This window comes from Rhizobium yanglingense (genome assembly GCF_977109285.1).
On record NZ_CDSAWY010000001.1, the window covers coordinates 18,473 to 41,882 of the forward strand.

The following is a 23,410-nucleotide window of genomic DNA, read 5'->3' on the forward strand; positions in this document are numbered from 1 at the left end:
CAAAGCTCCGGGCGGGCGAGGCAGGATGACCGTTTATTCCGTCAAGCACATCACGCATTATTCCTACAAACGGCCCGTTGCCTTTGGCCAGCACCGCGTGCTTTTCCGCCCGCGGGACAGCTTCGACCAGCGCCTTCTGGACGCAACGATGACGATCGATCCGGAACCGGCAGGAATCCGCTGGATACACGACGTCTTCGGGAATTGCATTGCGCTCGTGGATATAGACCGGCCGGCCGATCAGTTGCGGTTCGAGACCAATATTCGCCTCGACCACACGCCGCAGGTGCCGCTCGATCTCGAAATCGATCGAAAGGCGCTGACCTACCCTTTTTCCTACGACGACGAGGAGATGACAGACCTTTCCTGCACGATCACGCGCCACTACGAGGATCCGGGGGGTGCGGTCGCACACTGGGCGCATCAGTTCGTCGGAACAAGCTCGTCGGGCCAGACAGGCCACGTCCTGATGACGCTCTGCTATGCGATCCACCAGAGTTTCGTCTATGCCCGCCGCTCTGAACATGGAACGCAGGCCCCGATCCAGACGCTGATGATGCGGCAGGGAACTTGCCGCGACTTTGCCCTGCTGATGATGGAAGCGGCGCGTTCGCTTGGCCTGGCCGCCCGTTTCGTCACCGGCTATATCTACGTGCCGGATCGCGACGGCTCGACGACGCTCGGCGGCGGCTCGACGCATGCCTGGTGCCAGGTTTATCTCCCGGGCGCCGGCTGGGTGGAATTTGATCCCACGAACGGCATCGTCGGCAACCACGATCTGATCCGCGTCGGCGTTGCGCGCGATCCTCGCCAGGCGGTTCCGCTCTGGGGCAGCTATGACGGAGCGGCGGACGATTTCGACGACCTGGTTGTGCAGGTCAACGTCACCACCCAACAGTAAAATATGGCGAAGGGGCCCCTCCCTGTGGAACCGAAGTGTTCTGCTGGCGTTCCTTGATGGCCTGCGGGCTTGCTGGACGAAGGAGCTTCCATGAAGATTCGCGCTGGTTTCACGATCGGCTATGAATGTGTGCAGCCAACGCCAATGCTTCTCGTCCTGAATGTCCACCCCTCGCGGCGTCCCGACCTTCTGACGGATCAGGTGCTGTCGTTCAGCCAGCCGATCGCGGCGTGGAACTACACCGATAGTTTCGGGAATTCCTGCACACGCATCGTCGCCCCGCCGGGACTGACCACGATTTCGACCGTGTTCGAGATCTACGACAGCGGCCAGCCCGATGCGGTGCCGCTGGATGCGCAGCAACACGAGATCAAGGACCTGCCGGACGACGTGCTCGTTTTCCTTCTTGGCAGCCGTTATTGCGATACGGACCGGTTGAGCGATTTCGCCTGGGCGACGTTCTCGAAGACGAAACCCGGATGGCCGCGGGTGCAGGCCATTGCCGATTTCGTGCACGGCCATATCGAATTCGACTACCTGAAAGCCGATCTACTCCGTACCGCGCATGGTGGCTATTGCGACAAGACCGGCGTGTGCCGCGACTTCGCGCATCTTGCCGTAACGCTCTGCCGCTGCCTGAACATACCAGCGCGCTATTGCACAGGATATCTCGGCGATATCGGCGTGCCGCCCGATCCCGCGCCGATGGACTTCAGTGCCTGGTTCGAAGTCTACCTGGGTGGCCACTGGCATACGGTCGATGCCCGGCACAACGTCCCGCGCATCGGCCGCATACTGATGGGAACCGGCCGCGATGCGACGGATGTGGCCATATCGACCGCTTTCGGCCCGGCTTTATTGAAGCAGTTCGATGTCGTGACGGAAGAGGTGCCCAGCGATAACGGCGCCATCTCCTGAACCTTTTCACGATCAGCGGAAATCCCGTGCGGTGAGCGTCAGATTATTTCCGCGCCGATTTGCATAGGCTCTGACGGCTGCTTCCTGGATCGTAGAGCGTGCGGCGTCAAAGGCATTGAGACAGGCAAGCTCCGAAGCGTTCGCCGCAGCGGATTGTCCAAGCGCTGCTGCTTCGACGAGAAACCTGATTTCGAACATGCCGTCGTAGCCGGTAAAGCGTACAGCCTTCCTCGTTTCGTCGAAAGTACGGCTTCTGTTGGGAAAGATAAGCGTCATTCGGCTAGTCCTCCAAATGAGCGCGGTCAGCGCGAAGAGCTGCAGCGATCAAATCGCATTCGAAAGTGTGGGCACGCAGTTGCTCATTGAAATCGACGAGCTGTTCTGTGGCCAGCGAGCTCGGTTCTCCCCGCAGCAAAACACCCGCAATATGGGCTTCCTGCGCCGCGATGTGCTTTCTGTCTTCCGCCACGCGCCGGCGGGAAAGCTCCAGATCTTTCGAAGAATAAGCCATAGCTTATTATAGCACGGCTTTGAGCCGAAATCTAAGTAACGCCAAAATGAAAATCTTCCGATCTTCCTTTCTGCGAATAGTTTTTAGCCACGTTGGCCATCAGCTCTGGCTTTGCATCTGGCCCTGATCTTCGACCTTGACCATGACAGAGAGTTTCTCGCCCGGCGTGCCGATGCGCATGCCGGAAACAGGGGCTGCGTCGCGGTAGCACAGGCCGGAAGCGACGCGGACGTAGCGGGCATCGGGGCAGATGTCGTTTGCCGGATCGAAGCCGACCCAGCCGAGGCCAGGAATGTGCGCTTCGCCCCAAGCGTGCGTCGCGGCCTGCTCCGCCTTCCCCTCCATCATCAGGTAGCCGGAGACATAGCGCGTCGGCACCTGCAGGGCGCGAGCCGCCGAAACGAAGATATGGGCGTGGTCCTGGCAAACGCCGCTCTTCTTTTCCATCGCCTGTTCGGCGGTCGTGTCCGTGTTGCTGGTCCCCGGCTTGTAGTCGACCGCTTCGTGAATGGCCGCCATCAGCGCGTGCATCAGCGCGAGCTCATTGTCGCCGTTTACGGTCCGTATGAGTTCCCTGATGAGCCTGCCGGGCTTGGTGCGCGGCGTGTCGCGCAGGAACAGCCAAAGCGGGCAGAAGCCTGTATGCGGGCCGGTCACTCCATTGCGATCTTCGGTTTCCACTTCACCCTCGGCGACGATGCGCGTCACCCGCTGTTCGCCTTGCAGCGAGACGAGGTTCACATGGTTGCCGAACTGGTCGTCATACTCCACCTCTGGCTTGGCGCCTTCGACATGCAACGACCAGTTCAAAACGTTCTGACCGAAGGCTGAGGGCGGTGTCAGGCGCAGCCGCTGCAGGGAGAACTGCGACGGCTCGTCGTAGTGGTATTCGGTGACATGGCTAATCTTCAGTCTCATCTCATGCCCCGCTTATACGTAGAACCGATAGCCGTCGGAAATTTCCATGCCCAGCTGGTTGTTGCGATTGACGAAATCCTCAAGGAATTCGTGCAGCCCCTGGTCCATGACGTCCTTGATCTGCCTCGTTTGCAATGATGTCCGGATGGCGTCGGCGGTATCGTGGGCCGACAGGCGTTCACCACCGTAACTGCTCGATATGTAGCCGAGGTTGCTGACGATCTTTTCGTAGCAATAGGCCAGCGACCGCGGCATCTGGCCATTCAAGATCAGGAAGTCGGCGATATTGGCCGCCTTGTACTCCTCATCATAGGCCCAGCTATAGGAACGGTGCGCTGAAACCGAACGCAGGATCGATTCCCACTGCACATTGTCGATCGAGGACCCCACCTGCGAGATGGATGGCAGCAGCACGTAGTACTTCACGTCGAGAATGCGGCTCGTATTGTCCGCCCGCTCGATGAAGGTGCCGATGCGCGCGAAGTTATAGAGCTCGTTTCTCAGCATCGAGCCATGAAAGGCCCCGCGGATAAGGCCCGCGCGCCGCTTGATGACATCGATGACCTCGGGCATTTCGGCCGCCTTGAGGCGCTTGGAAAGCAGGGCCTTGAGCTCGATCCAGCATTCGTTGGTCGCCTCCCAGGTCTCGCGCGTCAGAGCCGTGCGAACCATGCGGGCGTTGTTGCGGCCGGAATCGATGCATGACATCACGCTCGACGGGTTCGAATGGTCGCGCAGCAGATAGTCGATCGCATCGACCCTGGTGAGCTTGGCGTGCCCTTCGTCGTAGGCTTCGCGGACACCCGCACTCTGCAGCACGCCATCCCAGTCGTCGTCGCCTGTGCCGCTTCGGGTCAGCGACATGCGCAGGCCGGCATCGATAAGACGCGCGATATTCTCGGCGCGCTCGATGTAACGGAACATCCAGTAGAGTCCGTTTGCAGTTCTTCCGAGCATCAATCCTCCAATACCCAAGTGTCTTTGGTACCGCCGCCCTGGCTCGAATTGACGACCAGCGAGCCTTGCTTCAGCGCGACGCGGGTCAAGCCGCCCGGAATGATCTGCACCTTGTCGGAAACCAGCACATAGGGCCGCAGGTCCACATGGCGCGGTGCGATGCCCTTGTTGACGAGGATCGGCACCGTGGAGAGCGACAGCGTCGGCTGGGCGATGTAGTTATTCGGCCGGGCCTTCAGCTTTTCGGCAAAATCGGCCCGCTCCTTCTTCGAGGCCGTCGGGCCGACCAGCATGCCGTAGCCGCCGGAGCCATGCACCTCTTTCACGACGAGTTCTTCGAGGTGTTCCAGCACATATTTGAGGCTGTCGGCCTCCGAGCAGCGCCAGGTCGGCACGTTTTCGAGAAGCGCCTTCCGGCCGGTATAGAACTCGACGATCTCCGGCATGTAGGAATAGATCGCCTTGTCGTCGCAGATGCCGGTGCCCGGCGCATTGGCGATGGTGATGTTGCCGGAGCGGTAGACATCCATGATGCCCGGAATGCCGAGGGCGGAATCGGCACGGAATGTCAAAGGATCGAGGAAGTCGTCATCGACGCGGCGATAAAGCACGTCGATCGCCTCATAGCCGCGGGTCGTGCGCATCTTCACCTTGCCGTCGATGACGCGCAGATCCGCCCCCTCGACCAGTTCCACGCCCATCATGTCGGCGAGGAACGAATGCTCGTAATAGGCGGAATTGTAGATGCCGGGCGTCAGCACCGCGACGCGCGGCTTGCCCTTGCAGCCGGGAGGGGCGAGCGAGGCAAGCGATTGGCGCAGCAGATACGGGTAGTCCTCGACGCGCTGGACCTTGTTCTCGTGGAAGAGTTCCGGAAACATTTGCATCATGGTTTCCCGGTTTTCCAGCATATAGCTGACGCCGGACGGCGTGCGGGCATTGTCTTCCAGCACGTAGAACTGATCCTCGCCGGTGCGCACGATGTCGGTGCCGACGATATGCGTATAGACGCCGCCGGGCGGGCGGAAGCCGATCATCTCGGAAAGAAACGTATCGTTCTTCTCGATCAGCTCGCGCGGAATGCGGCCGGCGCGGATGATCTCCTGCTTGTGGTAGATGTCGTCCAGGAAGGCATTCAGCGCAATCACGCGCTGCTCGATGCCCTGAGCGAGCTTGCGCCATTCGCGGCCGGAAATAATGCGCGGGATGATGTCGAAGGGAATGAGCTTCTCGGAGGAATCCGCATGTCCGTAAACTGCGAAGGTGATGCCGGTTTTCCGGAAGATGTTTTCCGCGTCGCGAGATTTGGCAATCAGATGCGCCCTGTCCTGGGCATTGTACCACTCGAAATATTTCTCATATGGCTGACGGGGATTTTCATCCCCGGTGATCATTTCATCAAATGCCAAAGGTGTGGCTCCCCTTCTTTTTGTTCATTTGAATACAATGCAAAAGGCAATGCAAGAACCATGCACAGTTCGAAGAGAAGATTCCTAAAATCACCCTCAGCGCCAAAAACAGCCGAAAAACCGTGCATTTAGGCGGCAGCATCGCGAGGGCCCGGACGGCCGGTCGAGCGAGCGCGACCAAAAAGTGGGCATGTGATTATTTTCCGCCCGCCCCGTCGAGGCAAATCGCGCCAGTGGGCTTTGCGTGGAGTGCGCCCGCAAGGGCCGATCGCTGCAGCCGTGCCCCGGTCCGCCTGCATTGACGATATCTTCATCGATCACGCCAAGCGCCCGGTTCAGATGTCCTTCGAAGACAAGGTTCTGCTCGTCTGCGACCACGCGCAATTCCGGCATGCCTTCCATGCGCACGATATGCGATTGCCCAAGCCCCTCCTCAATCCCCTGCCGCAGCAGATCATAGTAGCGCGTGCCCGGCCCGGTGATTGCGACCGGCATGCGCTCCGTCAGGCTCAGCACGCGCGACAGCCCGTTGCCGAGCGCAAGGCCCGCCTGGCGGAAGGCGAAGGCCGGCATGCGATGCCCCTGGCGGGCCTGCGCGGCGATCTTGTCGAGTTCGGCGACCGGCACGAATTTTGCCGGGATCGTATCGAGCGGCACCTCGAAGGCCGTTCGAAGGATCGCATAGAACCCGGCATGCGCCTCGATGCATCCCTTGGCGCCGCAACGACAGAGACCGCCATTGGCCATGTGCAGCATATGCCCGAAATTCGGCGCCGATATCTCGTGGCCGCCATGCGGCGTGCGCCTGACAATGCCGAGCCCGATGCTGTGGCCGAGCGAGAGTGCGCCAAGCGAGCGGAAATCCTCGCCCTTTACATTCTCCTCACGCGCGCCGAGCGCGGCGGCGACGAGCAGTGTTTCATTGTCCAGAATAATCTTCGCCTGCCATTCCGGACGCAGCGCCGATTCGAAATCGATCTGCTCGCTGCCGAAGATCGGCGACCAAACGAGCACGGGCTCGAGCGAATTCACCAGCCCCTTGCTGCTGATTGAGATCAGCAAGACTTTGTTGCGGCTGATCCTGGATCGCTCCAGAATACGTGACAGGCCCACCTTGACCGCAGCGGCGAAGCGCGCCGCCCCGGCAGGGTCATGCGAACGTTCCTCGCTGAAGCGATCGATCAGCTTGCCGGCGTAATCCACCAGCGAATATTGCACGGCATCCGACGAGATGATGACCACGATCAGATAGCCGCAGTCCCGCCGCTGCCGGAAAAGCACGCGTGGCCGTCCTCTTCCGCTTGCCGCCTGGTGCTCCGATTTCTCGATGATCTGCGCCTTTTCGAGATCGGCGGTGATCGCAGAAACCGTAGCGGAGGACAGGCGCGTGTAGTCGGAAATCTCGGTATGCGCGACCGCACCGTGGCGGCGCAGAGCGGAAAGCACCAGCACGCTATTCCTCTGCCGGACCAGCTCCGTGCTCGATTTGGTCAGCATGAATGCCGCCCTCTCCCCGTATTTCCGCCCCGCTTTCACACCGAATCTCCAGCCGATTTTCGCAATGGAATTTAGCCGGTAGTGCGGTGTTGACAGTTGAAAAAATCTCTGACACTAAATTTCTCGACTGTCGAGAAAATAATTCATCGATTTCTGGACAGCGATCCGCGGCGGCCGGAGGAAACATTCGGGCTGGGTCGACCGCAATTCATTCGGGAGGACAATATGAAGTCTATTTTGAAGCTGATGGCCGGCACGGCCATCCTCATTTCCGTACACACGGCGGCCATGGCTGCCGATCTCGTCGTCGGCGTTTCCTGGTCGAATTTCCAGGAAGAGCGCTGGAAGACCGACGAAGCCGCCATCAAGAAGGCCCTCGAGGCCAAGGGCGCAAAATACATCTCTGCTGACGCCCAGTCGTCTGCCGCAAAGCAGCTGACGGACGTTGAATCGCTGATCTCGCAGGGCGCGAACGCCCTCATCGTGCTTGCGCAGGACTCCGATGCCATCGCCCCGGCCATCGAAAAGGCCGCCGCCGAAGGCATCCCGGTGGTCGGTTACGACCGCCTGATCGAAAATCCGGCAGCCTTCTACATCACCTTCGACAACAAGGAAGTCGGCCGCATGCAGGCAAAGGGCGTCTTCGACGCAAAGCCTGAAGGCAACTACGTCTTCATCAAGGGTTCCTCGTCCGACCCGAACGCAGACTTCCTGTTCTCGGGCCAGATGGAAGTGCTGAAGGCCGCAGTCGACGCCGGCAAGATCAAGAATGTCGGCGAGGCCTATACCGACGGCTGGAAGCCGGAAAACGCGCAGCGCAACATGGAACAGTTCCTGACCGCCAACGACAACAAGATTGACGCCGTTGTTGCTTCGAACGACGGCACGGCCGGTGGCGCAATCGCCGCTCTCGACGCACAGGGTCTCGCCGGCTCCGTCCCGGTCTCCGGCCAGGACGCCGACAAGGCAGCACTCAACCGCGTCGCCCTCGGCACGCAGACGGTCTCGGTCTGGAAGGACTCGCGCGAGCTCGGCAAGCGCGCTGCCGAAGTCGCCCTCGATCTCGCCGCCGGCAAGACCATGGACAAGATCGAAGGCGTTGAGACCTTCAACGGCGGCCCGAAGGGCGTCGCTATGCAGTCCGTCTTCCTAAAGCCGCTGCCGATCACCAAGGACAACCTCAACGTGGTCATCGACGCGGGCTGGATCAGCAAGGCGGAAGCCTGCCAGGGCGTCAAAGCCGGTTCGGTTGCTGCCTGCAACTAAATCGCTGACGCCAGGTTGAAAACAGTGCCGGCGCCGCAACGGCAAACCGTTGCGGCGCCGGATGCGGATCGAGATCCGGCGCCAGCCCAGGTAGCGACCGCTGATCGACCGCCATTACCCATCCCGACCCGATGCCGTTATGGCCGCTGAGACCGGATCTGCAGAGATCGGTGATGGTGATAGTTTAAGAACTGGGCGTAAGCGGCGGCGGTTGACTGAGAAGAACGCCGCAGCCTGCCCAAACGATGGGGGAACGGCAAACCCATGGCCGAAACGCTACATTCCACGACTTCCAACGGGCCGCGCAACGCGGAAGCCAATCCGGTGACGCGCTTTTTCCGCGCGACGGAGATCGACACCCGCCTTCTCGGCATGGTCGGCGCGCTGCTGATCATCTGGATCGGTTTCCAGATCATGACCGGCGGCCTCTTCCTGACGCCGCGCAACCTCTGGAACCTCTCGGTCCAGACCTCGTCCGTCGCCGTCATGGCGACCGGAATGGTGCTGGTGATCGTCACCCGCAACATCGACCTTTCCGTCGGCTCCATGCTCGGCTTCTGCGGGATGGTGATGGGCGTCTTGCAGGCGCAGGTGCTGCCGCAGTATCTCGGCTTCAACAGCCCCGCCACCTGGATCATCACACTTGCTGCCGGCCTCATGGTCGGCGGATCGATCGGCATGCTCCAGGGCATGATCATCGCCTTCCTGAACGTGCCGTCCTTCATCGTCACCCTCGGCGGGCTTCTGGTCTGGCGCGGCGCCACCTGGTTCGTCACCAGCGGCCAGACAGTCGCGCCGATGGATATCAATTTCCGCATCATGGGCGGCGGTACGGACGGCTCGATCGGCGCCACCTGGAGCTGGATCGTCGGCGTCATCGCCTGCCTCGCCATCATTGCCAGCATCATCAATTCCCGCCGCCAGCGCCGGCGCTTCGGCTTCCCGCGGCGCCCGCTTTGGGCCGAATACTTCCTCTCGGCCCTCGGCTGCGTGCTCGTGCTCGGCGCCATCGCCGTCGCCAACAACTATTACTGGCCGACAAACATCGCCAAGCGATATGCGGAGGCAAACAGCATTCCCTGGCCAGAGTCCGGCCTCGATATTCCCTACGGAATTGCCGTGCCGGTTCTGATCGCCGTCATCGTCGGCGCGATCATGACTTTCGTCGCGACGCGCCTGCGCTTCGGCCGCTACGTCTTCGCCATCGGCGGCAACCCGGAGGCAGCCGAGCTCGCCGGCATCAAGACCCGCTGGGTCACGGTACGCATCTTCGCGCTCATGGGCCTGCTCTGCGCCATCGCCGGCGCAATCTCGACCGCCCGCCTCAATGCCGCGACGAACGCGCAGGGCGAGCTGGACGAACTCTATACCATCGCCGCTGCCGTCATCGGCGGCACGTCGCTTGCGGGCGGCACCGGCACCATCGCCGGCGCCATGCTCGGCGCGCTCGTCATGCAGTCGCTGCAGTCCGGCATGGTACTGCTCGGAATCGACAGCCCGCTCCAGAGAATCGTTGTCGGTGTCGTCCTTGTCGTCGCCGTCTGGCTCGACACGGTCTACCGCGCCCGCGCCAAGTAAGAGGAGGCCAAACCATGACACACCAAAGCACTCCCCTTGTGGAATTGAAAAACATCTCGATCTCCTTCGGCGGCATCCACGCCGTCGACAACGCCTCGGTCGACCTCTACCCCGGCGAAGTCGTCGCCCTCCTCGGCCATAATGGCGCCGGCAAGTCGACGCTGATCAAGATTCTTTCCGGTGCCTACAAGCGCGACGGCGGCGACATCCTGATCAACGGGGAACCCGCCGACATCCGCAACCCGCGCGATGCGAAGAAATACGGCATCGAGACGATCTACCAGACGCTGGCCGTTGCCGATAACGTCGATGCCGCCGCAAATCTCTATCTCGGCCGCGAGATCCGAACGAAGTGGGGCACGCTCGACGACGTCGCCATGGAGGCCTCGGCCCGTGAGGTGATGGGGCGCCTCAACCCGAACTTCAAGCGCTTCAAGGAGCCGGTAAAGGCGCTTTCGGGAGGCCAGCGGCAGTCGGTGGCGATCGCCCGCGCGATCCTCTTCAACGCCCGCATCCTGATCATGGACGAGCCGACGGCAGCCCTTGGTCCCCAGGAAACGGCGCAGGTCGGCGAGCTCATCAAGCAGCTGAAGAAGGAAGGCATCGGCATCTTCCTCATCAGCCACGACATCCATGACGTCTTCGACCTCGCCGACCGCGTCTCGGTGATGAAGAATGGCCAGGTCGTCGGCCACGCCCGCACCGAAGACGTCACCAAGGACGAGGTGCTCGGCATGATCATCCTTGGCAAGGTGCCGCCAAAGGCGATCCCCGGCCCCGGCGCCATGCAGGTCTGAACGAATAGACCCGTGAACACCGAAGTCCGCCGCTCGCAAGAATGGCGGACTTTTCAATTTTGGAGATTGAAGCGCGGGGCAAGCTAGGCTAAGAACCTGCCATCGGACAGGCGATTCAAACCGCCTCAGGCATGCACCCGTAGCTCAGCTGGATAGAGTGTTGGATTCCGATTCCAAAGGTCACAGGTTCGAATCCTGTCGGGTGCGCCAATTTACAACTTTCTGCGTCGTCATATAATGCATGGTAAGGCGATCCACGCTTTCGCCGCAGCGCCGGATGTGGAAGCTACTCGCCGCGGTCTGGCGGCCGATCCTCCACGGCCTTCCCGAAGCGATCCAGTTCGAGCGAGTAGCAGAATAGTCCGAACAGCGTCCCCGCGACATACAGGCTCTTCACGAACGTCTGGGCGAATGGCGGAAAGGCGTCTAGTTCCGGCAGATGCCTGAAGAAGATGGCCGAGAAGAGCGCACCGCCGAAGAAGAAGCTCACCCGGCTGGCGAAGAAGAGCAGATGCGCCACGAAGACGCTGTGAAACGGCGGGGTAACCGGCACCCATTTCAACCGCGTCCAGTAACAGCAATGAAGCAGCGCGGCGCTGGCAACAATCCCGACCTGGTCCGAGAGGTCCAGCATCTGCCGCTCCCCGAGGTGGGTGACCAAGCCATGAAAGATGGGGAACACGATCCAGAACAGAATTAAGGCCGCAGCGGTCTGAGCTGCGAGGAGACCCACGTAGATCCATGGTGCCGACAGCCCTGATTTTGACTTCAAGCTCCGCCTCCCAATGCAGTCCTGCTGATCGTTGCTCTGGTGAAAACACGAGCCAGAAGGCGCAAGCCGCCGTGGCTGATGCCGGCGACGCTCTCATGCACGGCGCAACTTTCCGGGCAATGCCTATCCGACATACCAGTCGGATCGGCATTGGAGGTGAACCCAGCAGGCGGGCGGACGCCCGTGGCGCGGCGATCCGTTCATCGCGTATTCTGGCGTCACTCGACCGGTTCGAACTCGCCCGGCTTCCAGGTCTTGTCGAACCATGACTCCAGCGGCCCATAGAGGCGAAGAAGGACGTTCCAACCCTTGCCAGGCACTGTCTGGACCCAGTTGGCTTCATGGCCTTTCGGCGCCGTCGGACCGAACCAGACGTCGACCGACGAGTCCGCGTTGATCACGATGTCCTTCTTGTCGCTTCCGATGCTGGGGAATTGCCGGTCCGTCTGCAGCATCGAACGCGTCTGGTTGTCATACGCCACGAACGACCAGAATTCCTTTGCAGGAATGTTTGGCGGCAGGTGAATCTTGTAGGTCTTGCCGCCGTCGAACGGCTTGCCGTCCTTGTCGGTCGTTGCGCCGGCATATTGCGAGCCGATGCCGACGCGCTTTATCGCCATGGCCGGCGTGATGCCCGTCGCATAGTAATGAAACAGAACACGGGCATCCAGATAGCGAACGCCGGGCTGCAGCAGAAACTCGTAGCTCCCGCCGACAAAGCCGGTGAACCAGGCGCTGTTCGGGTAATAATAGGCGTCCTTCATGCGGGTCTTGAAGGTGATGGTGCGCGCCGTCGCATTGCCGACGGCCACGGCTTCGGTAAGGATCTTCGTCATCCGCTCGTCGGGCGCGAAGGCTTTGCCCTTGACGATTCCGATGGCTGCGAGCTGTCCCAGCACTTCAGGGTGATAGGCGTCGTTCGGCTCGTACTGGACGATGTCGTTCACTTCCTCGTAGAAATGGAAATCGTTGGCATGGATGGTGTTGAACTCCTTGCCTGAGACGTTGATTAGCTTCATCGGCGGCGGATTGTCGGCTTCCGAAAGCGGATAGACCTTGGCGAATTTCCTGGTGTTTTCGACGGCGGTCGTCGTGCTGCCGTTCTCGAGGAAGCCGCGCCAGAAGAACAGGTTTCCGTAGGTCGACGTCCGCAACACGTGATAACCTTCGGGGACCTCGCCCTCGTAGCCCGGCGGCAAGAGCAGGTATTTTCCACCCTTGCCCTTGTCCGGACCGGCATTGCCGACGTCGCCGACATATTCGAACCAGTGGTTGTCGATCATGCCCAGGATATTGGGCGGCGTCTCGATGACCAGCGGACCCGCCTTGGTGTCGAGCCACATGAGATTGTAGATGCTTTCGGTGTTGCCGGTCAGGAACAGCGAATGCGAATCCATGAGATTCTCAAAGATCAGGATGGTCTGGTTGTTGTCCGCGCCCTGGCTGGCCAGTCCAACCCGCATAGCTTCGACGGATGCACCGGGCATGGCGTTGAGAAAGGCGTCGACGCCACGCATGAAATCGAGATTGTCGTAGATCTTCTCCGAAGTGGCGTCGTCCGGAAAGCCGTCGAAAAAATTCAGCTTGCCAATCCTGGTGTCGACGCTCTCCGGCGTGACGATCGAACCCGGGATCTGCGTCGCCATCTCCATCTTCGGTGCTGTCTGCCCGTGCGCGACCCCGGCAAGAAGGACCAGCGCCGAAGCCGCTCCAAGCAGGTTTTTCATCGATGAAATCATCATGTGGTTCCTCCACTAATGTTAATTTTTGGGAAGACAATGAGCGGTGGCCGGACGCCGGCTAGAATTTCACGGCCAGTCGCGTGAAGATGCCGTGCTGGGTGGCGTCATAGCGGAAGCCACCTTCCTCATAGTCGGTGTAAAGGGCCTTGTAGCCGAAAGACGAAGCGAGCGTGTCCGTCCAGTTGTAGCCGACAGTTGCCGTTCCCTGCAGAGTGATGTCGGATGCAACGCCGAAGCCGCCGACGTCGGCCATGACGTCCACGAACCATTTGTTGTTGACGTCATAATGCATGGTGAGCCCGACTATCGGATCGGCCCAGCTTTGCGAACCGCTGCGGTCGATCGCCGGGAAGAACACGGGATCGATCCCGAGTTCCACCTTGTTGTGCTGGTAGCGAAGTCCGCCCGTCGCGTAGAGCTGCATGTTCGCCACGTTGACCGGCAGCGCGTAGCCGACAAGCGCCGTCGCCACGATCTGCGTCTGCTCGAAGTCGGCGGTTCCGCCGAAGGGGCCGACGTCGGCGTCGGTCGAAATCTTGGCCCACATGACATCCGTATAGAGAAGCCAGCTATCACCCGCTGCTTGAAAGGATCCTGCGAAAACGCCGTCCAAATCCTCGAGCACGTCCAGAGGCGAGACGTCGACCGCCGCCGCCGGGAGGCCGCGCACGCCGATGTCGCCATTCAAACCTGCCAGCCAGCCGTCGAACGTGACCTGGAACTTCCATCCGCTGTCGACGACGACCGGTCGAGGTTCCGACATGTCTGCGGCGGCCGCAGGTGCCGCCGCCAGGGCCAGAGCCAACCCGCAATAGACGCTTTTCATTTCAATCATGCAGCAGTCCCCGATCTCCCATGGCTCCGGCGATTGCCGGAAATGATTCCCGGCGCAAGGATGGCCGATCACGCTGGAAACACCCGTATGTTACCGTATCCGTTTGTTCCCGCGGACTATTGGCGTGACCATTTCTGCGACTCGCAGACGACCTTCATCACACAGCCTTTGAGGGTGACCGTGTCGCCGGAGACGCTGATGGTGCCGTTGTAGGTCTTCTTCGCGGCGGGATCGGTGATCTTGCCAGAATAGCTGCCGCCGTTGCCTTCGAATGCGCCGATCTTCTCGCCGGTATGCCTGCCGCTCTTCAGCGTGATGCAGAAACCGCCGCCGCACGGCTCGATCGCGGCGGTGTCGCCGAGCGTCGTCTTCCAGTTTCCGACGATCGGATCGGTTGCGCTCGCCAGTCCGGTCGACATCAGCAGCGCTGTGACGGAGATCAGGATGGGTTTCACGGTAAGGTCCTCGCATGGCTAGCCCGCCAACGGGCCGATGACCGAACGGACCACACATGCGCTGCAGACCGCAAGAAACTCGCCGTGTGTTACTGTAACCTACATGGTGCCGGCCGGGTTCTGTGTCATCTTCACGACGACTACGCGGATGTGCGGGAGCCCTCGCGTCGCCTGGCCGGGAGCCGATGCAATGGAATACGACACGGAGTTCGCCAAGCGCAGGTTTCCCGAGCAGGCGCTGGAGATCGAAGCGCTTGCCTCCCGCAATGAAAGCTTCCGGGAACTGTGCAACGACTTTTCCATCGCGGACCAGCACATGCGGGACTGGGAGTCGTCTACAGCTCCTGAGCGAGATGAACGTTACGCCGAGGCGCTCGAACTCATGGATTGGCTCGGCAAGGAAATCCACACCATGCTGGATCTTGCCAAGGTCGTGCCATTCCCGGCCGCCAGATGAACGCGCGATCTGCATATCATCGGCACTTCGGCGGCTACGGAAAAGGAACAACATGCCTCGACTGATGGCGATCATCTTGATTTTCGCGGTCGCCCTGATCGTGGCGGCTTTGACAGCCTGGGGTTCCCTCGCCCTGTGGTATCGCCTGTCCCTGCCTGATTCCGGACGGGCAATTGGCGCTGGCGTCTTCCTCGTCTTCGGTCTCTGCACTGTCGCGGCGCTTGCCAGCCGGCTGCGCATGAGAGCCATCCTTTCGTTCGCTGTCGTCTTTGCCTTGGTTCTCTTCTGGTGGAGCTCGATCAAGCCGGAAGCGGACGCTGCATGGGCGCCGGACGTCGCCCGCCAGGTCACAGGTCGTGTCGACGGAAATTCGCTGACCTTGACCGATGTCCGGGATTTCGAGTGGCGAAGCAATTCCGACTTCACGGAGCGTTGGACGACACGAACCTATGATGTGAGCAAGGTGAAGACCGTCGACCTGTTCATGTCATACTGGGCGGGGCCGAAGATCGCGCATGTCATCTTCAGCTTCGGCTTCGAAGGCGGCGAACAACTCGCCTGGTCGATCGAGGTGCGCCATAAGGTCGGTGGCGCGTTTTCTCCCCTTGCCGATCTCTTCAAGAACGACCCGCTGGTGGTAGTTGCCGCGGACGAACGTGACGTTGTCGGCGTCCGCTCCAACGTGCGTGGCGAGGACGTCCAAATCTATCGGCTGAGAGCCAGTCCGGAGCAGGCGCGAAAGCTGCTGCTCGAGTACGTCGCGGAGGCCAACGCCCTCGCCCGGACGCCGCAGTTCTACAACTCGATCACGACGAACTGCACGACGACCGTCGCCAAGCTGATGCGGGTCGCCGGAGACAAGGTGCCGTTCGACTGGCGATTGATCGTCAACGGTTATCTTCCCGACTACGCCTATGACCGGGGAGCCATCGACACGTCGATGCCGCTCGACCGCCTGCGGGAGATTTCCAAGATCGACGAGCGGGCGCGGGCGGATGGATTGTCGCCCGACTTCTCGAAGGCAATCCGTCTCGGCGTGCCCTTCCCGGTCGCCGTCGCTACGCCGTAACGTACAGTAACATACGAAGGGAATCGCGATGATTGAGGCATGGTGCGCCCTGTCAGGAATTTGCTGGGCGATGCTTCGCCTATGCCCTCAACCAGGACCGAACTCATGAAGCTCATCAAGCACTTTCAGAACGTCGCCACGGCTGCGGCCCTCCTGACGATGGTGGCCGTACCAATGCTCGCTCCGACCCCGGCCGAAGCCCGCCGTGCGGTGGCTGGATGCGGACCTAGAGGATGTGCGGCCGTCGGTGGTCGCGGCGCAGTCGTAGTCCCTCGCCCGCCCGTCATGCGAGGCGTCGTCGTGGTGAACCCTCGCCGTTATTGGCCCGCGGGCGGTGCGGTTGCCGCGGGAGCTGCCATCGGCTTCATCGCAGGCGCAGCGGCGGCCTCGGTCGCCGGAACGCCGCCGCAGTCCGGCATGTGCTGGTATTATACCGATAGCACCAAGAAGACGGGTTTCTGGGATGTCTGTCCGCGATAACATGCTATGACGTCGGCATGTGGTTTGAGGACGGCGACCGATTTGAACAGACAAGGGGTGATGCAGGCGGCATCACCCCTTGTCTGACGGCAAGGACGTCAGAGCGTCTTTGAAGTTCACGGAAGTTATCTGATCGAGAAGATCCTCGCCTCCTGATGTGGCGACGGAACATGCCACGCGAACAGCACGAGTGTCTGTCGCTTCTACGAGCTGCTGTCTGCCTTCGGGCACATGACTGCGTATCGATGTCGGAATGCTGATGGGGGATGACTTGCGCTTGTTTGGTTCGTTGACTGCTGGTCGTATCCGGCGACTTCTTCCATGCCTCGCGCTGGTCGTGCTCACAGGCTGTGGCGGACACCCGAAAGACGTGCTGTCGCCCGTTGCGGATACCGTGCCGGATACCAGCCGCGTCGATATGCTGGTCGCGACCACACGCGCCCGATCCACGGTTCCCGGCCAGATGTTTACGGGCGAGCGCGCCCGGACGCCGTCCTTCGCGGAGATGAGAGTTTCACTGCCCAAGATCCGCAAGGAGGGTGACGTCGCCTGGCCAAAGAAGCTGCCTTCAAATCCGGAAACCGATTTCGCCACACTTAAGGCCGACGAGCTCAGTCTCGACGGCGCGAAAGGCTGGCTGAACGCCTCGGTTAGGAAGAACCCCGACCACAGCGTCCTCGTCTTCATCCACGGCTTCAACAATCGCTTTGAAGACAGCGTCTACCGCTTCGCTCAGATCGTCCACGATTCCAATGTCCGCAGCACGCCGATCCTTGTAACCTGGCCATCGCGCGGCAGCCTGCTGGCCTACGGTTATGACCGCGAGAGCACCAACTACACGCGCAACGCACTTGAGACGCTGTTCCAGTATCTCGCCAAAGACGGAGAGGTGAAGGAAGTCAACGTGCTGGCCCACTCAATGGGCAACTGGCTGGCGCTGGAGGCGCTCCGGCAGATGGCGATCCGCAACGGCGGTCTTCCGGCGAAGTTCAAGAACGTGATGCTGGCCGCCCCTGATGTGGACGTCGATGTCTTCCGATCGCAAATCGAGGACATGGGCAACCCGCATCCGCAGTTCACGCTCTTCGTATCGCGCGACGACAAGGCGCTTGCCTTCTCGCGCCGGGTATGGGGCAACATCCCGCGGCTCGGTTCGATCGATCCGGAAACCGCACCGTACAAGGCTGAACTCGCCGACTACAAGATCTCGGTGATCGACCTGACGAAGATCAAGGTCAGCGACGATCTCAATCACAGCAAGTTCGCCGAGTCGCCGCAAGTCGTCCAGCTCATCGGCGCGCGGCTATCCGAAGGGCAGACGCTGACGGACAGCCGGGTCGGTCTTGGCGACACGATCCTTGCGGGGACGACCAATGTAGCGGCGGCGGCCGGAAGTGCCGCGGGTCTCGTACTGACCGCCCCCGTCGCGGTGCTTGACGCCGATACGCGCGGCAACTACGCCAATCATGTCGGCGGCCTGACCGGACAAGACGGCGGAAGCCAGAAGATTGCGGTCAAGAACTGCGCGGCGACGCCGACCGACCCGGCGTGCCGGAAGCCGAGATAACAGGAGACGTCCGCTTGAGCTCGATCGCCCTGGGCGCACTCGTTTTCATCTGCCTGTTCGGGGCCTCGCTGATCGGCATCCTCATCCGTAACCGGCTGCCAGCCCATCACCTCGATTCCGAATCCAAGGACGTGATCCGCCTGTCGACGGCGGTTGTCGGCACGTTGTCTGCCCTTGCCCTCGGACTGCTGATCGCCTCGGCGAACAACGTCTACAACAACGCCGAAGCCGAACTGCGGACCTCCGTTGCCCGTTTGCTGCTGCTTGACCGGGTGCTTGCGCACTACGGCCCGGAGACGGCGGATGCGCGCAGCCGGCTGCATCTTCTCGTCGAGAACAAACTTGTTCAGGGATGGGGGACCCCGGCCGAGCGGGCGGGCATCGAACCATACGATGAAAACCAAGGCATCGAGCCTGTCCAGGGCGAACTTCGCAACCTGGTTCCGGCGACCGAACCACAGCGCCTGCTTCAGGCTCGAGCGCTCGAGATCAGCGGCCTTCTGGCCGAAGCCCACTGGATGTTCGTCGAAAGCAGTTCGGAAGGGCTGCCGACTGCGTTTCTCGTCATCCTCGTCTTTTGGCTGGCGTGGCTGTTCCTGACCTTTGGCCTCCAGGCCCCGGCCAATTCGACCGTGATCGGCGTCATGCTGGTCTGTTCGCTGTCGGTTGCAGCAGCGATCTTCCTTGTCGTCGACATGGCGCATCCGTATCTCGGCGTCATCTATGTCTCGGACGGGCCGCTGCGGGCTGCGCTTGAGCACATTGACTCTCGGTAACTGCGCGGGCGGACCCAGCGCCTCCGTATGGTTCACCCGGAGGATCCTTCCCCACAGTGCCACATTTGCCGGCTGCGCAACCTCTTTCAGGTGGACGAAACGCTCCTCGGGAGCTAGGTTGCATCAGGGAATTCCAATACAAGCTGTAACTGTCGCGCATATGCTGTGACGGGTGAGGAGGATGCAATGCAGACCTCGGTGCCTACGCCTGACGATCGGGCCGAGCGCCCCTGTCCGACCCATGAGGAGGTCAGGGCGCAGCTTGAACGGATTCTGTCCAGCCGCGAGTTTCCTAGCGCCGGACGTGGCGCTGCCTTCCTGAAATATGTTACCGAGGAGACGCTTGCGGGCCGGGCGCGACGTCTCAAGGCGTATTCGGTCGCCATCGAAGTGTTCAACCGAAGCGCGGACTTCTCTCAGGACGATCCCGTCGTTCGGATCGAGGCCGGACGTCTGCGCCGGGTCATCGAACGCTACTATCTCATTGCGGGCCAGCACGATCCGATCCGCATCGACATCCCAAAGGGCGGCTACGTGCCGACCTTTACGTGGAACGACGCGCCGACAGAAGCGGCCGGGGATGAGCTGAACGAAGACGTCGGCGGGGCCCCTGCTTTCGCGTGGCGGCGTCTCGCCTGGCCCGTGCTGGCCGTGCTCGTGGCATTCGTCTGCACGGGGCTTGGCTATTACGCGGGCGTTCTGACGGGGCCGGCCACCGGTCGTTCCGCCGGGCAGATTCCGGGCGAGCCGACCCTTGTGATCGCACCCTTCGCAGACCTGGGCGATGGCCCGCAGGCTGCACGCTATGCCGCCGGGCTGACCGAGGAGCTTCTAACCGCCCTTCCCCGCTTCAAGGAGATCACGGTCCTCGGTCGCGAGACGTCGAAGGCACTGCCTCCCGGTGTCGAGGCATCGCAGGTGCGCGAGGGACTTGGCGCCCGTTACCTAGTCGCAGGCGGGGTCCGCGTCGCGGGCGACAAGGTCCGTGTGACCGTGCGCCTCGTCGAGACCTCCAACGGATCCATCCTGTGGTCGCAGGACTACGACGAGAATCTGGACACGCACGAGCTCTTCTTCATTCAGACGGATGTCGCGAGCAAGGTGGCAACGGCGATCGCCCAGCCTTACGGCATCATCGCGAAATCGATGGCGGCCAACCCGCCGCCGGACGATATGGGCGTCCATGACTGCACGCTGCGCTACTACGCCTACCGCGAGGAGCTGAACCCGGAAACGCATCTGATCGCGCGCGACTGCCTGCAGAACGCCGTGGCGCGTTTCCCCGCCTACGCGACGGCTTGGTCGATGCTCTCGATCATCCATCTCGACGAGGGCCGGTTCGAGTTCAATCCGCAGAGTGACAAGGGTCCCGCGATGGAGCGCGCGCTCGGTTCGGCGCGGCGGGCAGTCTCGCTCGAACCCGACAACACGCGCGCCCTGCAGGCGCTCATGACGGCACTGTTCTTCAACAACGAGACGAAAGAGGCGTTCGATGTCGGCGAGGAAGCGCTCGCCGCCAACCCGAACGACACGGAGTTCCTCGGGGAGCTCGGAACGCGCGTCGCGTTCTCGGGGCAATGGAAGCGTGGCGCGGAACTGCTGGATCGTGCGATCAAGCTCAATCCAGGCGGAGCCGGATATTACTTCGGGACGCGCGCACTGATCGCCTGCATGCTCGACGAGCATGAGATGGCGGTGCGGCTGATCCGCAAAGCCGACCTGCAGAAATTTCCGCTCTTCCATGGCGTTGCGGCGGTCATCTACTCCCAGGCCGGGCTGTTAGCAGAAGCAAAGCGCGAGGGCGAGGTGTTCATGAAAATGCGCCCCGACTATTTGCCCAACATTGTGGCCGAGAACCGGAAGAGAAACCTGCCGCCGAAGGACAGCATGCGCATGATCGCAGCGCTTCGACGGGCTGGACTGCCAGTGCCCAGCGCGACGGATGTCGAAGCTGAGTTCAGGGTTTCCGACGCCTCATACGGCCCGTGAAGGCCGTATGCTACGGTAGCATACGTTTCTTTTCCGGCGTGTTCCGTCATTCTTCCGGCGCATGACCCCAGTCTGGCTCACCGCCAGCCTCGGCATCAGACGGAGAATAGTGCAAATGGCCAGGACCGCATCGACCCGCATCCTGCCGCTGACGCTCGTTGTCGCGGCGACGTTCGGCATGGGGGCGACGGCCTACGGCCAGGATTCCAGCGCCGATCTCGCCAAGAAGCTTTCTAATCCGATCGCCTCGCTCATCAGCGTACCCTTCCAGTTGAACTATGACCATGGCTATGGACCGCTCGATGGCGACAAGACGACGCTGAACATCCAGCCCGTGATCCCCATCTCGCTGAACGCCAACTGGAACCTGATCTCCCGCACGATCCTGCCCGTGACCTACCAGGACGAGATCGCCGGGCCATCCGGATCACAGTTCGGTCTCGGCGACGTCGTCCAGAGCTTTTTCCTGTCGCCTGCCAAGCCGACCGATGGCGGCCTCATCTGGGGCGCGGGACCTGTCTTCCTGATCCCGACCGCGACTGACGATCTGCTCGGCGGCGAGAAATGGGGCGCAGGACCGACGATTGTTGCGCTGAAGCAGGACGGCCCCTGGACCTATGGCGTACTGGCCAACCACATCTGGTCGTTCGCTGGCAATGAGGACCGCAACGACATCAGCAACACGTACCTGCAGCCCTTTCTCTCTTACACGACACCGAATGCATGGACGTTCGCGCTGAACACGGAATCCACATACGACTGGAAGGCGAATGAATGGTCGGTGCCGATCAATCTGACCGTCTCCAAGCTGGTCAAGGTGAACGAGAAGCCGATCAGCCTGACGGCCGGGCTCCGATACTGGGCGGCGGCTCCGGACAACGGCCCCGAAGGGCTGGGCGTCCGGTTCGGGCTGACATTCCTATTTCCGAAGTAGGCGCAAAGAGCCGCGAAGAGACATCGTACTCATAACTGGAGCTCGTTCGGCGCAGTTTATCGATGTCCGCAGTCGGATAACCTTCTCCTGCTACCTCTGCGTGCCTGACCGCGCTGCGAACCGAAAGGACGTTCAAATGCTTACGAAACGCGATCTGCTTCACTCTGCGGCGATGGCCGCACTCGCCGCCGCGACGGCGAAATCCACCCAGGTATTTGCGCAGAATAAGGCCGAATGGCCCAGCCTGCTGGAGGCCAAGGACATCGCCGAAGAAGGCTTCATCTACGGCTTGCCGCTCGTGATGAACTATGCGGTCATGCAGGAGTTCGCTGTGGACAGGAATTCCGGACAGTTCAAGGCACCGTTCAACGAAATCAACAACATGCATCAAGTCGCCACCCCGGCGGACACGGCAATCATCACGCCAAACAGCGACACTCCTTACTCGATCCTCTGGCTGGACTTGCGCGCTGAACCGATGGTCATCTCGGTGCCGGCGGTCGAGAAGGACCGCTATTATTCGGTCCAGCTCATCGACGGAAACACCTACAATTTCGGCTATATCGGCTCGCGCGCCACAGGGACCGAGCCGGGCTCCTATCTCGTTGTCGGACCCGACTGGAAAGGCGAGAAGCCCAACGGCATCGAGCAGGTCTTCTCCTCGACCACCCCGTTCGTGTTCGCCAACTTCCGGACCCAGCTTATCAACGCCGAAGATATGCCGAACGTGGAAAAGGTGCAGGCGGGCTACAAGGCGCAACCGCTTTCAGCCTTCCTCAAACAACCCGCCCCGCCCGCCGCACCGACGATCGAGTTCGTTCCTGCCACCACTGCCGGGATCAAGAAAAACTTCTTCCAATATCTCGACGTGGCCCTGCAATACGTCCCTGAGACGTCAAGGGACGAAGCAATCCGAGCCAAGCTTGCAAGGATTGGCATCGGTCCCGGCAAGACCTTCGAGTTCAAGGATCTGTCGCTCGAACATAAGGCAGAAATGCTGGTCGGCATGAAGCAAGGTGACGATAAAATCAACAAATGGTTGGCCAGCGGAAACGAACCCATCAACGGCTGGAACGTCAGTTCGCTGCTTGGTGATGAGGCCTTCTTCAACGGCGATTGGTTGATGCGGGCTGGGGCCGCCAAGGCCGGTCTCTATGGCAACGATGCCGCAGAGGCCATGTATCCCTTCACTCGAACAGATGCGACCGGGGAGCCGCTCGACGGCAGCAAGCACAAGTACACGATCACCTTTCCGCCAGGTCAGTTGCCGCCAGTGCATTCGTTCTGGTCCGTGACCATGTACGACGGCAAGAGCCAGTTCCTGGTCAAGAACCCGATCAATCGCTACCTCATCAACTCTCCGATGTTGCCGGGGATGAAGAAGAACGAGGACGGCTCGCTCACCCTCTATATCCAAAAAGACAGCCCGGGAGAGGACAAGGAAGCCAACTGGCTTCCGGCACCGGACGGCACGATCTATCTGGTGATGCGCCTGTACTGGCCGAAGACGGAAGCGCCTTCGATCCTGCCGGCGGGGAAAGGGACATGGCAGCCGCCCGGCGTGAAACGGGTCTCGTAGAAG

22 protein-coding genes, 1 tRNA gene and 1 pseudogene are annotated in these 23,410 nt (G+C 61.2%); 15 read left to right on the forward strand and 9 right to left on the reverse strand.

Features of this window, described 5'->3' with window-relative positions:
- Positions 1–25 precede the first annotated feature (25 nt).
- Both ACW4PC_RS00090 and ACW4PC_RS00095 read left to right on the forward strand, forming a co-directional pair.
- Positions 26–901, forward strand: a complete 876-nt coding sequence (locus ACW4PC_RS00090) for a transglutaminase family protein (protein WP_455872456.1) — start codon at positions 26–28, stop codon at positions 899–901.
- A gap of 90 nt (positions 902–991) precedes the next feature.
- Positions 992–1,819 carry a transglutaminase-like domain-containing protein gene (locus ACW4PC_RS00095; RefSeq protein ID WP_455872457.1) on the forward strand — a complete coding sequence of 276 codons (828 nt, stop codon included), beginning with the start codon at positions 992–994 and terminating at the stop codon, positions 1,817–1,819.
- A gap of 12 nt (positions 1,820–1,831) precedes the next feature.
- Here the strand turns inward: ACW4PC_RS00095 and ACW4PC_RS00100 are convergent, their stop codons facing one another.
- A complete protein-coding gene (locus ACW4PC_RS00100; protein WP_455872458.1) occupies positions 1,832–2,095 on the reverse strand; it encodes a DUF1488 family protein in 264 nt (87 codons plus the stop codon).
- Between the two features lie 16 nt (positions 2,096–2,111).
- Between ACW4PC_RS00100 and ACW4PC_RS00105 the strand changes: the two genes are divergently transcribed.
- Positions 2,112–2,342 (forward strand): hypothetical protein, encoded by a 231-nt coding sequence (locus ACW4PC_RS00105; protein WP_455872459.1) that lies wholly within the window; start codon positions 2,112–2,114, stop codon positions 2,340–2,342.
- 87 nt (positions 2,343–2,429) lie between these two features.
- Here the strand turns inward: ACW4PC_RS00105 and ACW4PC_RS00110 are convergent, their stop codons facing one another.
- From ACW4PC_RS00110 to ACW4PC_RS00125, 4 genes and pseudogenes are all read right to left on the reverse strand, one after another.
- On the reverse strand, positions 2,430–3,248 hold the full coding sequence (locus tag ACW4PC_RS00110) for a transglutaminase family protein (RefSeq protein ID WP_455872460.1): 819 nt from the start codon (positions 3,246–3,248) through the stop codon (positions 2,430–2,432).
- Between the two features lie 12 nt (positions 3,249–3,260).
- Complete coding sequence (locus ACW4PC_RS00115) at positions 3,261–4,205, reverse strand: alpha-E domain-containing protein (protein WP_183922188.1); 945 nt, start codon at positions 4,203–4,205, stop codon at positions 3,261–3,263.
- Entirely contained in the window at positions 4,205–5,614 is a 1,410-nt protein-coding gene (locus ACW4PC_RS00120; RefSeq protein WP_022717103.1) for a circularly permuted type 2 ATP-grasp protein, read from the reverse strand. Before ACW4PC_RS00120 ends, ACW4PC_RS00115 begins: the two co-directional genes overlap by 1 nt.
- Before the next feature lie 282 nt (positions 5,615–5,896).
- A pseudogene (locus ACW4PC_RS00125) lies at positions 5,897–7,111 on the reverse strand (ROK family protein); the annotation flags it as partial.
- Positions 7,112–7,336: 225 nt separating this feature from the next.
- Here ACW4PC_RS00125 and xylF point away from each other — a divergent pair.
- The 4 genes from xylF to ACW4PC_RS00145 all read left to right on the forward strand — a co-directional run bounded on the left by xylF (position 7,337) and on the right by ACW4PC_RS00145 (position 10,962).
- A complete protein-coding gene (gene xylF, locus ACW4PC_RS00130; RefSeq protein WP_455872461.1) occupies positions 7,337–8,377 on the forward strand; it encodes a D-xylose ABC transporter substrate-binding protein in 1,041 nt (346 codons plus the stop codon).
- A gap of 264 nt (positions 8,378–8,641) precedes the next feature.
- Positions 8,642–9,955: a sugar ABC transporter permease gene (locus ACW4PC_RS00135; protein WP_455872462.1), complete on the forward strand. Its 1,314-nt coding sequence runs from the start codon at positions 8,642–8,644 to the stop codon at positions 9,953–9,955.
- A 14-nt stretch (positions 9,956–9,969) separates the two neighbouring features.
- Positions 9,970–10,752: an ATP-binding cassette domain-containing protein gene (locus ACW4PC_RS00140; protein WP_074069166.1), complete on the forward strand. Its 783-nt coding sequence runs from the start codon at positions 9,970–9,972 to the stop codon at positions 10,750–10,752.
- A gap of 133 nt (positions 10,753–10,885) precedes the next feature.
- Positions 10,886–10,962 (forward strand) — tRNA-Arg (locus ACW4PC_RS00145).
- 76 nt (positions 10,963–11,038) lie between these two features.
- Here the strand turns inward: ACW4PC_RS00145 and ACW4PC_RS00150 are convergent.
- From ACW4PC_RS00150 to ACW4PC_RS00165, 4 genes are all read right to left on the reverse strand, one after another.
- Positions 11,039–11,524 (reverse strand): hypothetical protein, encoded by a 486-nt coding sequence (locus ACW4PC_RS00150; RefSeq protein WP_455872463.1) that lies wholly within the window; start codon positions 11,522–11,524, stop codon positions 11,039–11,041.
- Positions 11,525–11,742: 218 nt separating this feature from the next.
- Entirely contained in the window at positions 11,743–13,263 is a 1,521-nt protein-coding gene (locus ACW4PC_RS00155; RefSeq protein ID WP_455872576.1) for a DUF1254 domain-containing protein, read from the reverse strand.
- A 61-nt stretch (positions 13,264–13,324) separates the two neighbouring features.
- The gene (locus ACW4PC_RS00160) at positions 13,325–14,101 is read right to left on the reverse strand and encodes a hypothetical protein (protein ID WP_455872464.1); all 777 of its coding nucleotides are present in this window, start codon (positions 14,099–14,101) and stop codon (positions 13,325–13,327) included.
- A gap of 116 nt (positions 14,102–14,217) precedes the next feature.
- Positions 14,218–14,520, reverse strand: a complete 303-nt coding sequence (locus tag ACW4PC_RS00165) for a DUF2147 domain-containing protein (RefSeq protein WP_455872577.1) — start codon at positions 14,518–14,520, stop codon at positions 14,218–14,220.
- 73 nt (positions 14,521–14,593) lie between these two features.
- On the opposite strand from ACW4PC_RS00165, the gene ACW4PC_RS00170 reads away from it, so the two are divergent.
- The 8 genes from ACW4PC_RS00170 to ACW4PC_RS00205 all read left to right on the forward strand — a co-directional run bounded on the left by ACW4PC_RS00170 (position 14,594) and on the right by ACW4PC_RS00205 (position 23,407).
- Positions 14,594–15,013: a hypothetical protein gene (locus ACW4PC_RS00170; RefSeq protein ID WP_455872465.1), complete on the forward strand. Its 420-nt coding sequence runs from the start codon at positions 14,594–14,596 to the stop codon at positions 15,011–15,013.
- Positions 15,014–15,065: 52 nt separating this feature from the next.
- A complete protein-coding gene (locus ACW4PC_RS00175; RefSeq protein WP_455872466.1) occupies positions 15,066–16,082 on the forward strand; it encodes an Lnb N-terminal periplasmic domain-containing protein in 1,017 nt (338 codons plus the stop codon).
- A gap of 105 nt (positions 16,083–16,187) precedes the next feature.
- Positions 16,188–16,562, forward strand: coding sequence for a hypothetical protein (locus ACW4PC_RS00180; protein ID WP_455872467.1), 375 nt, complete (start codon positions 16,188–16,190; stop codon positions 16,560–16,562).
- A 259-nt stretch (positions 16,563–16,821) separates the two neighbouring features.
- Positions 16,822–18,129 (forward strand): alpha/beta hydrolase, encoded by a 1,308-nt coding sequence (locus tag ACW4PC_RS00185; protein ID WP_455872468.1) that lies wholly within the window; start codon positions 16,822–16,824, stop codon positions 18,127–18,129.
- Between the two features lie 14 nt (positions 18,130–18,143).
- On the forward strand, positions 18,144–18,905 hold the full coding sequence (locus tag ACW4PC_RS00190; RefSeq protein ID WP_455872469.1) for a bestrophin-like domain: 762 nt from the start codon (positions 18,144–18,146) through the stop codon (positions 18,903–18,905).
- Positions 18,906–19,091: 186 nt separating this feature from the next.
- Positions 19,092–20,894, forward strand: a complete 1,803-nt coding sequence (locus ACW4PC_RS00195; RefSeq protein WP_455872470.1) for an adenylate cyclase — start codon at positions 19,092–19,094, stop codon at positions 20,892–20,894.
- A gap of 115 nt (positions 20,895–21,009) precedes the next feature.
- Positions 21,010–21,828 carry a transporter gene (locus tag ACW4PC_RS00200; RefSeq protein WP_455872471.1) on the forward strand — a complete coding sequence of 273 codons (819 nt, stop codon included), beginning with the start codon at positions 21,010–21,012 and terminating at the stop codon, positions 21,826–21,828.
- A gap of 136 nt (positions 21,829–21,964) precedes the next feature.
- Positions 21,965–23,407 carry a DUF1254 domain-containing protein gene (locus ACW4PC_RS00205; RefSeq protein ID WP_455872472.1) on the forward strand — a complete coding sequence of 481 codons (1,443 nt, stop codon included), beginning with the start codon at positions 21,965–21,967 and terminating at the stop codon, positions 23,405–23,407.
- Positions 23,408–23,410 lie beyond the last annotated feature (3 nt).

Bases quoted from the DNA above. Each gene is read 5' to 3' on its own strand.
- ACW4PC_RS00175 (WP_455872466.1), top strand. From the start codon at position 15,066: ATGCCTCGACTGATGGCGATCATCTTGATTTTCGCGGTCGCCCTGATC.
- ACW4PC_RS00110 (WP_455872460.1), bottom strand. From the start codon at position 3,248: ATGAGACTGAAGATTAGCCATGTCACCGAATACCACTACGACGAGCCG.
- ACW4PC_RS00205 (WP_455872472.1), top strand. From the start codon at position 21,965: ATGCTTACGAAACGCGATCTGCTTCACTCTGCGGCGATGGCCGCACTC.
- ACW4PC_RS00180 (WP_455872467.1), top strand. From the start codon at position 16,188: ATGAAGCTCATCAAGCACTTTCAGAACGTCGCCACGGCTGCGGCCCTC.
- ACW4PC_RS00140 (WP_074069166.1), top strand. From the start codon at position 9,970: ATGACACACCAAAGCACTCCCCTTGTGGAATTGAAAAACATCTCGATC.
- xylF (WP_455872461.1), top strand. From the start codon at position 7,337: ATGAAGTCTATTTTGAAGCTGATGGCCGGCACGGCCATCCTCATTTCC.
- ACW4PC_RS00195 (WP_455872470.1), top strand. From the start codon at position 19,092: ATGCAGACCTCGGTGCCTACGCCTGACGATCGGGCCGAGCGCCCCTGT.
- ACW4PC_RS00095 (WP_455872457.1), top strand. From the start codon at position 992: ATGAAGATTCGCGCTGGTTTCACGATCGGCTATGAATGTGTGCAGCCA.
- ACW4PC_RS00165 (WP_455872577.1), bottom strand. From the start codon at position 14,520: ATGTCGACCGGACTGGCGAGCGCAACCGATCCGATCGTCGGAAACTGG.
- ACW4PC_RS00160 (WP_455872464.1), bottom strand. From the start codon at position 14,101: ATGATTGAAATGAAAAGCGTCTATTGCGGGTTGGCTCTGGCCCTGGCG.
- ACW4PC_RS00105 (WP_455872459.1), top strand. From the start codon at position 2,112: ATGAGCGCGGTCAGCGCGAAGAGCTGCAGCGATCAAATCGCATTCGAA.
- ACW4PC_RS00115 (WP_183922188.1), bottom strand. From the start codon at position 4,205: ATGCTCGGAAGAACTGCAAACGGACTCTACTGGATGTTCCGTTACATC.
- ACW4PC_RS00185 (WP_455872468.1), top strand. From the start codon at position 16,822: ATGGGGGATGACTTGCGCTTGTTTGGTTCGTTGACTGCTGGTCGTATC.
- ACW4PC_RS00135 (WP_455872462.1), top strand. From the start codon at position 8,642: ATGGCCGAAACGCTACATTCCACGACTTCCAACGGGCCGCGCAACGCG.
- ACW4PC_RS00090 (WP_455872456.1), top strand. From the start codon at position 26: ATGACCGTTTATTCCGTCAAGCACATCACGCATTATTCCTACAAACGG.
- ACW4PC_RS00170 (WP_455872465.1), top strand. From the start codon at position 14,594: ATGACCGAACGGACCACACATGCGCTGCAGACCGCAAGAAACTCGCCG.
- ACW4PC_RS00200 (WP_455872471.1), top strand. From the start codon at position 21,010: ATGGCCAGGACCGCATCGACCCGCATCCTGCCGCTGACGCTCGTTGTC.
- ACW4PC_RS00100 (WP_455872458.1), bottom strand. From the start codon at position 2,095: ATGACGCTTATCTTTCCCAACAGAAGCCGTACTTTCGACGAAACGAGG.
- ACW4PC_RS00155 (WP_455872576.1), bottom strand. From the start codon at position 13,263: ATGATTTCATCGATGAAAAACCTGCTTGGAGCGGCTTCGGCGCTGGTC.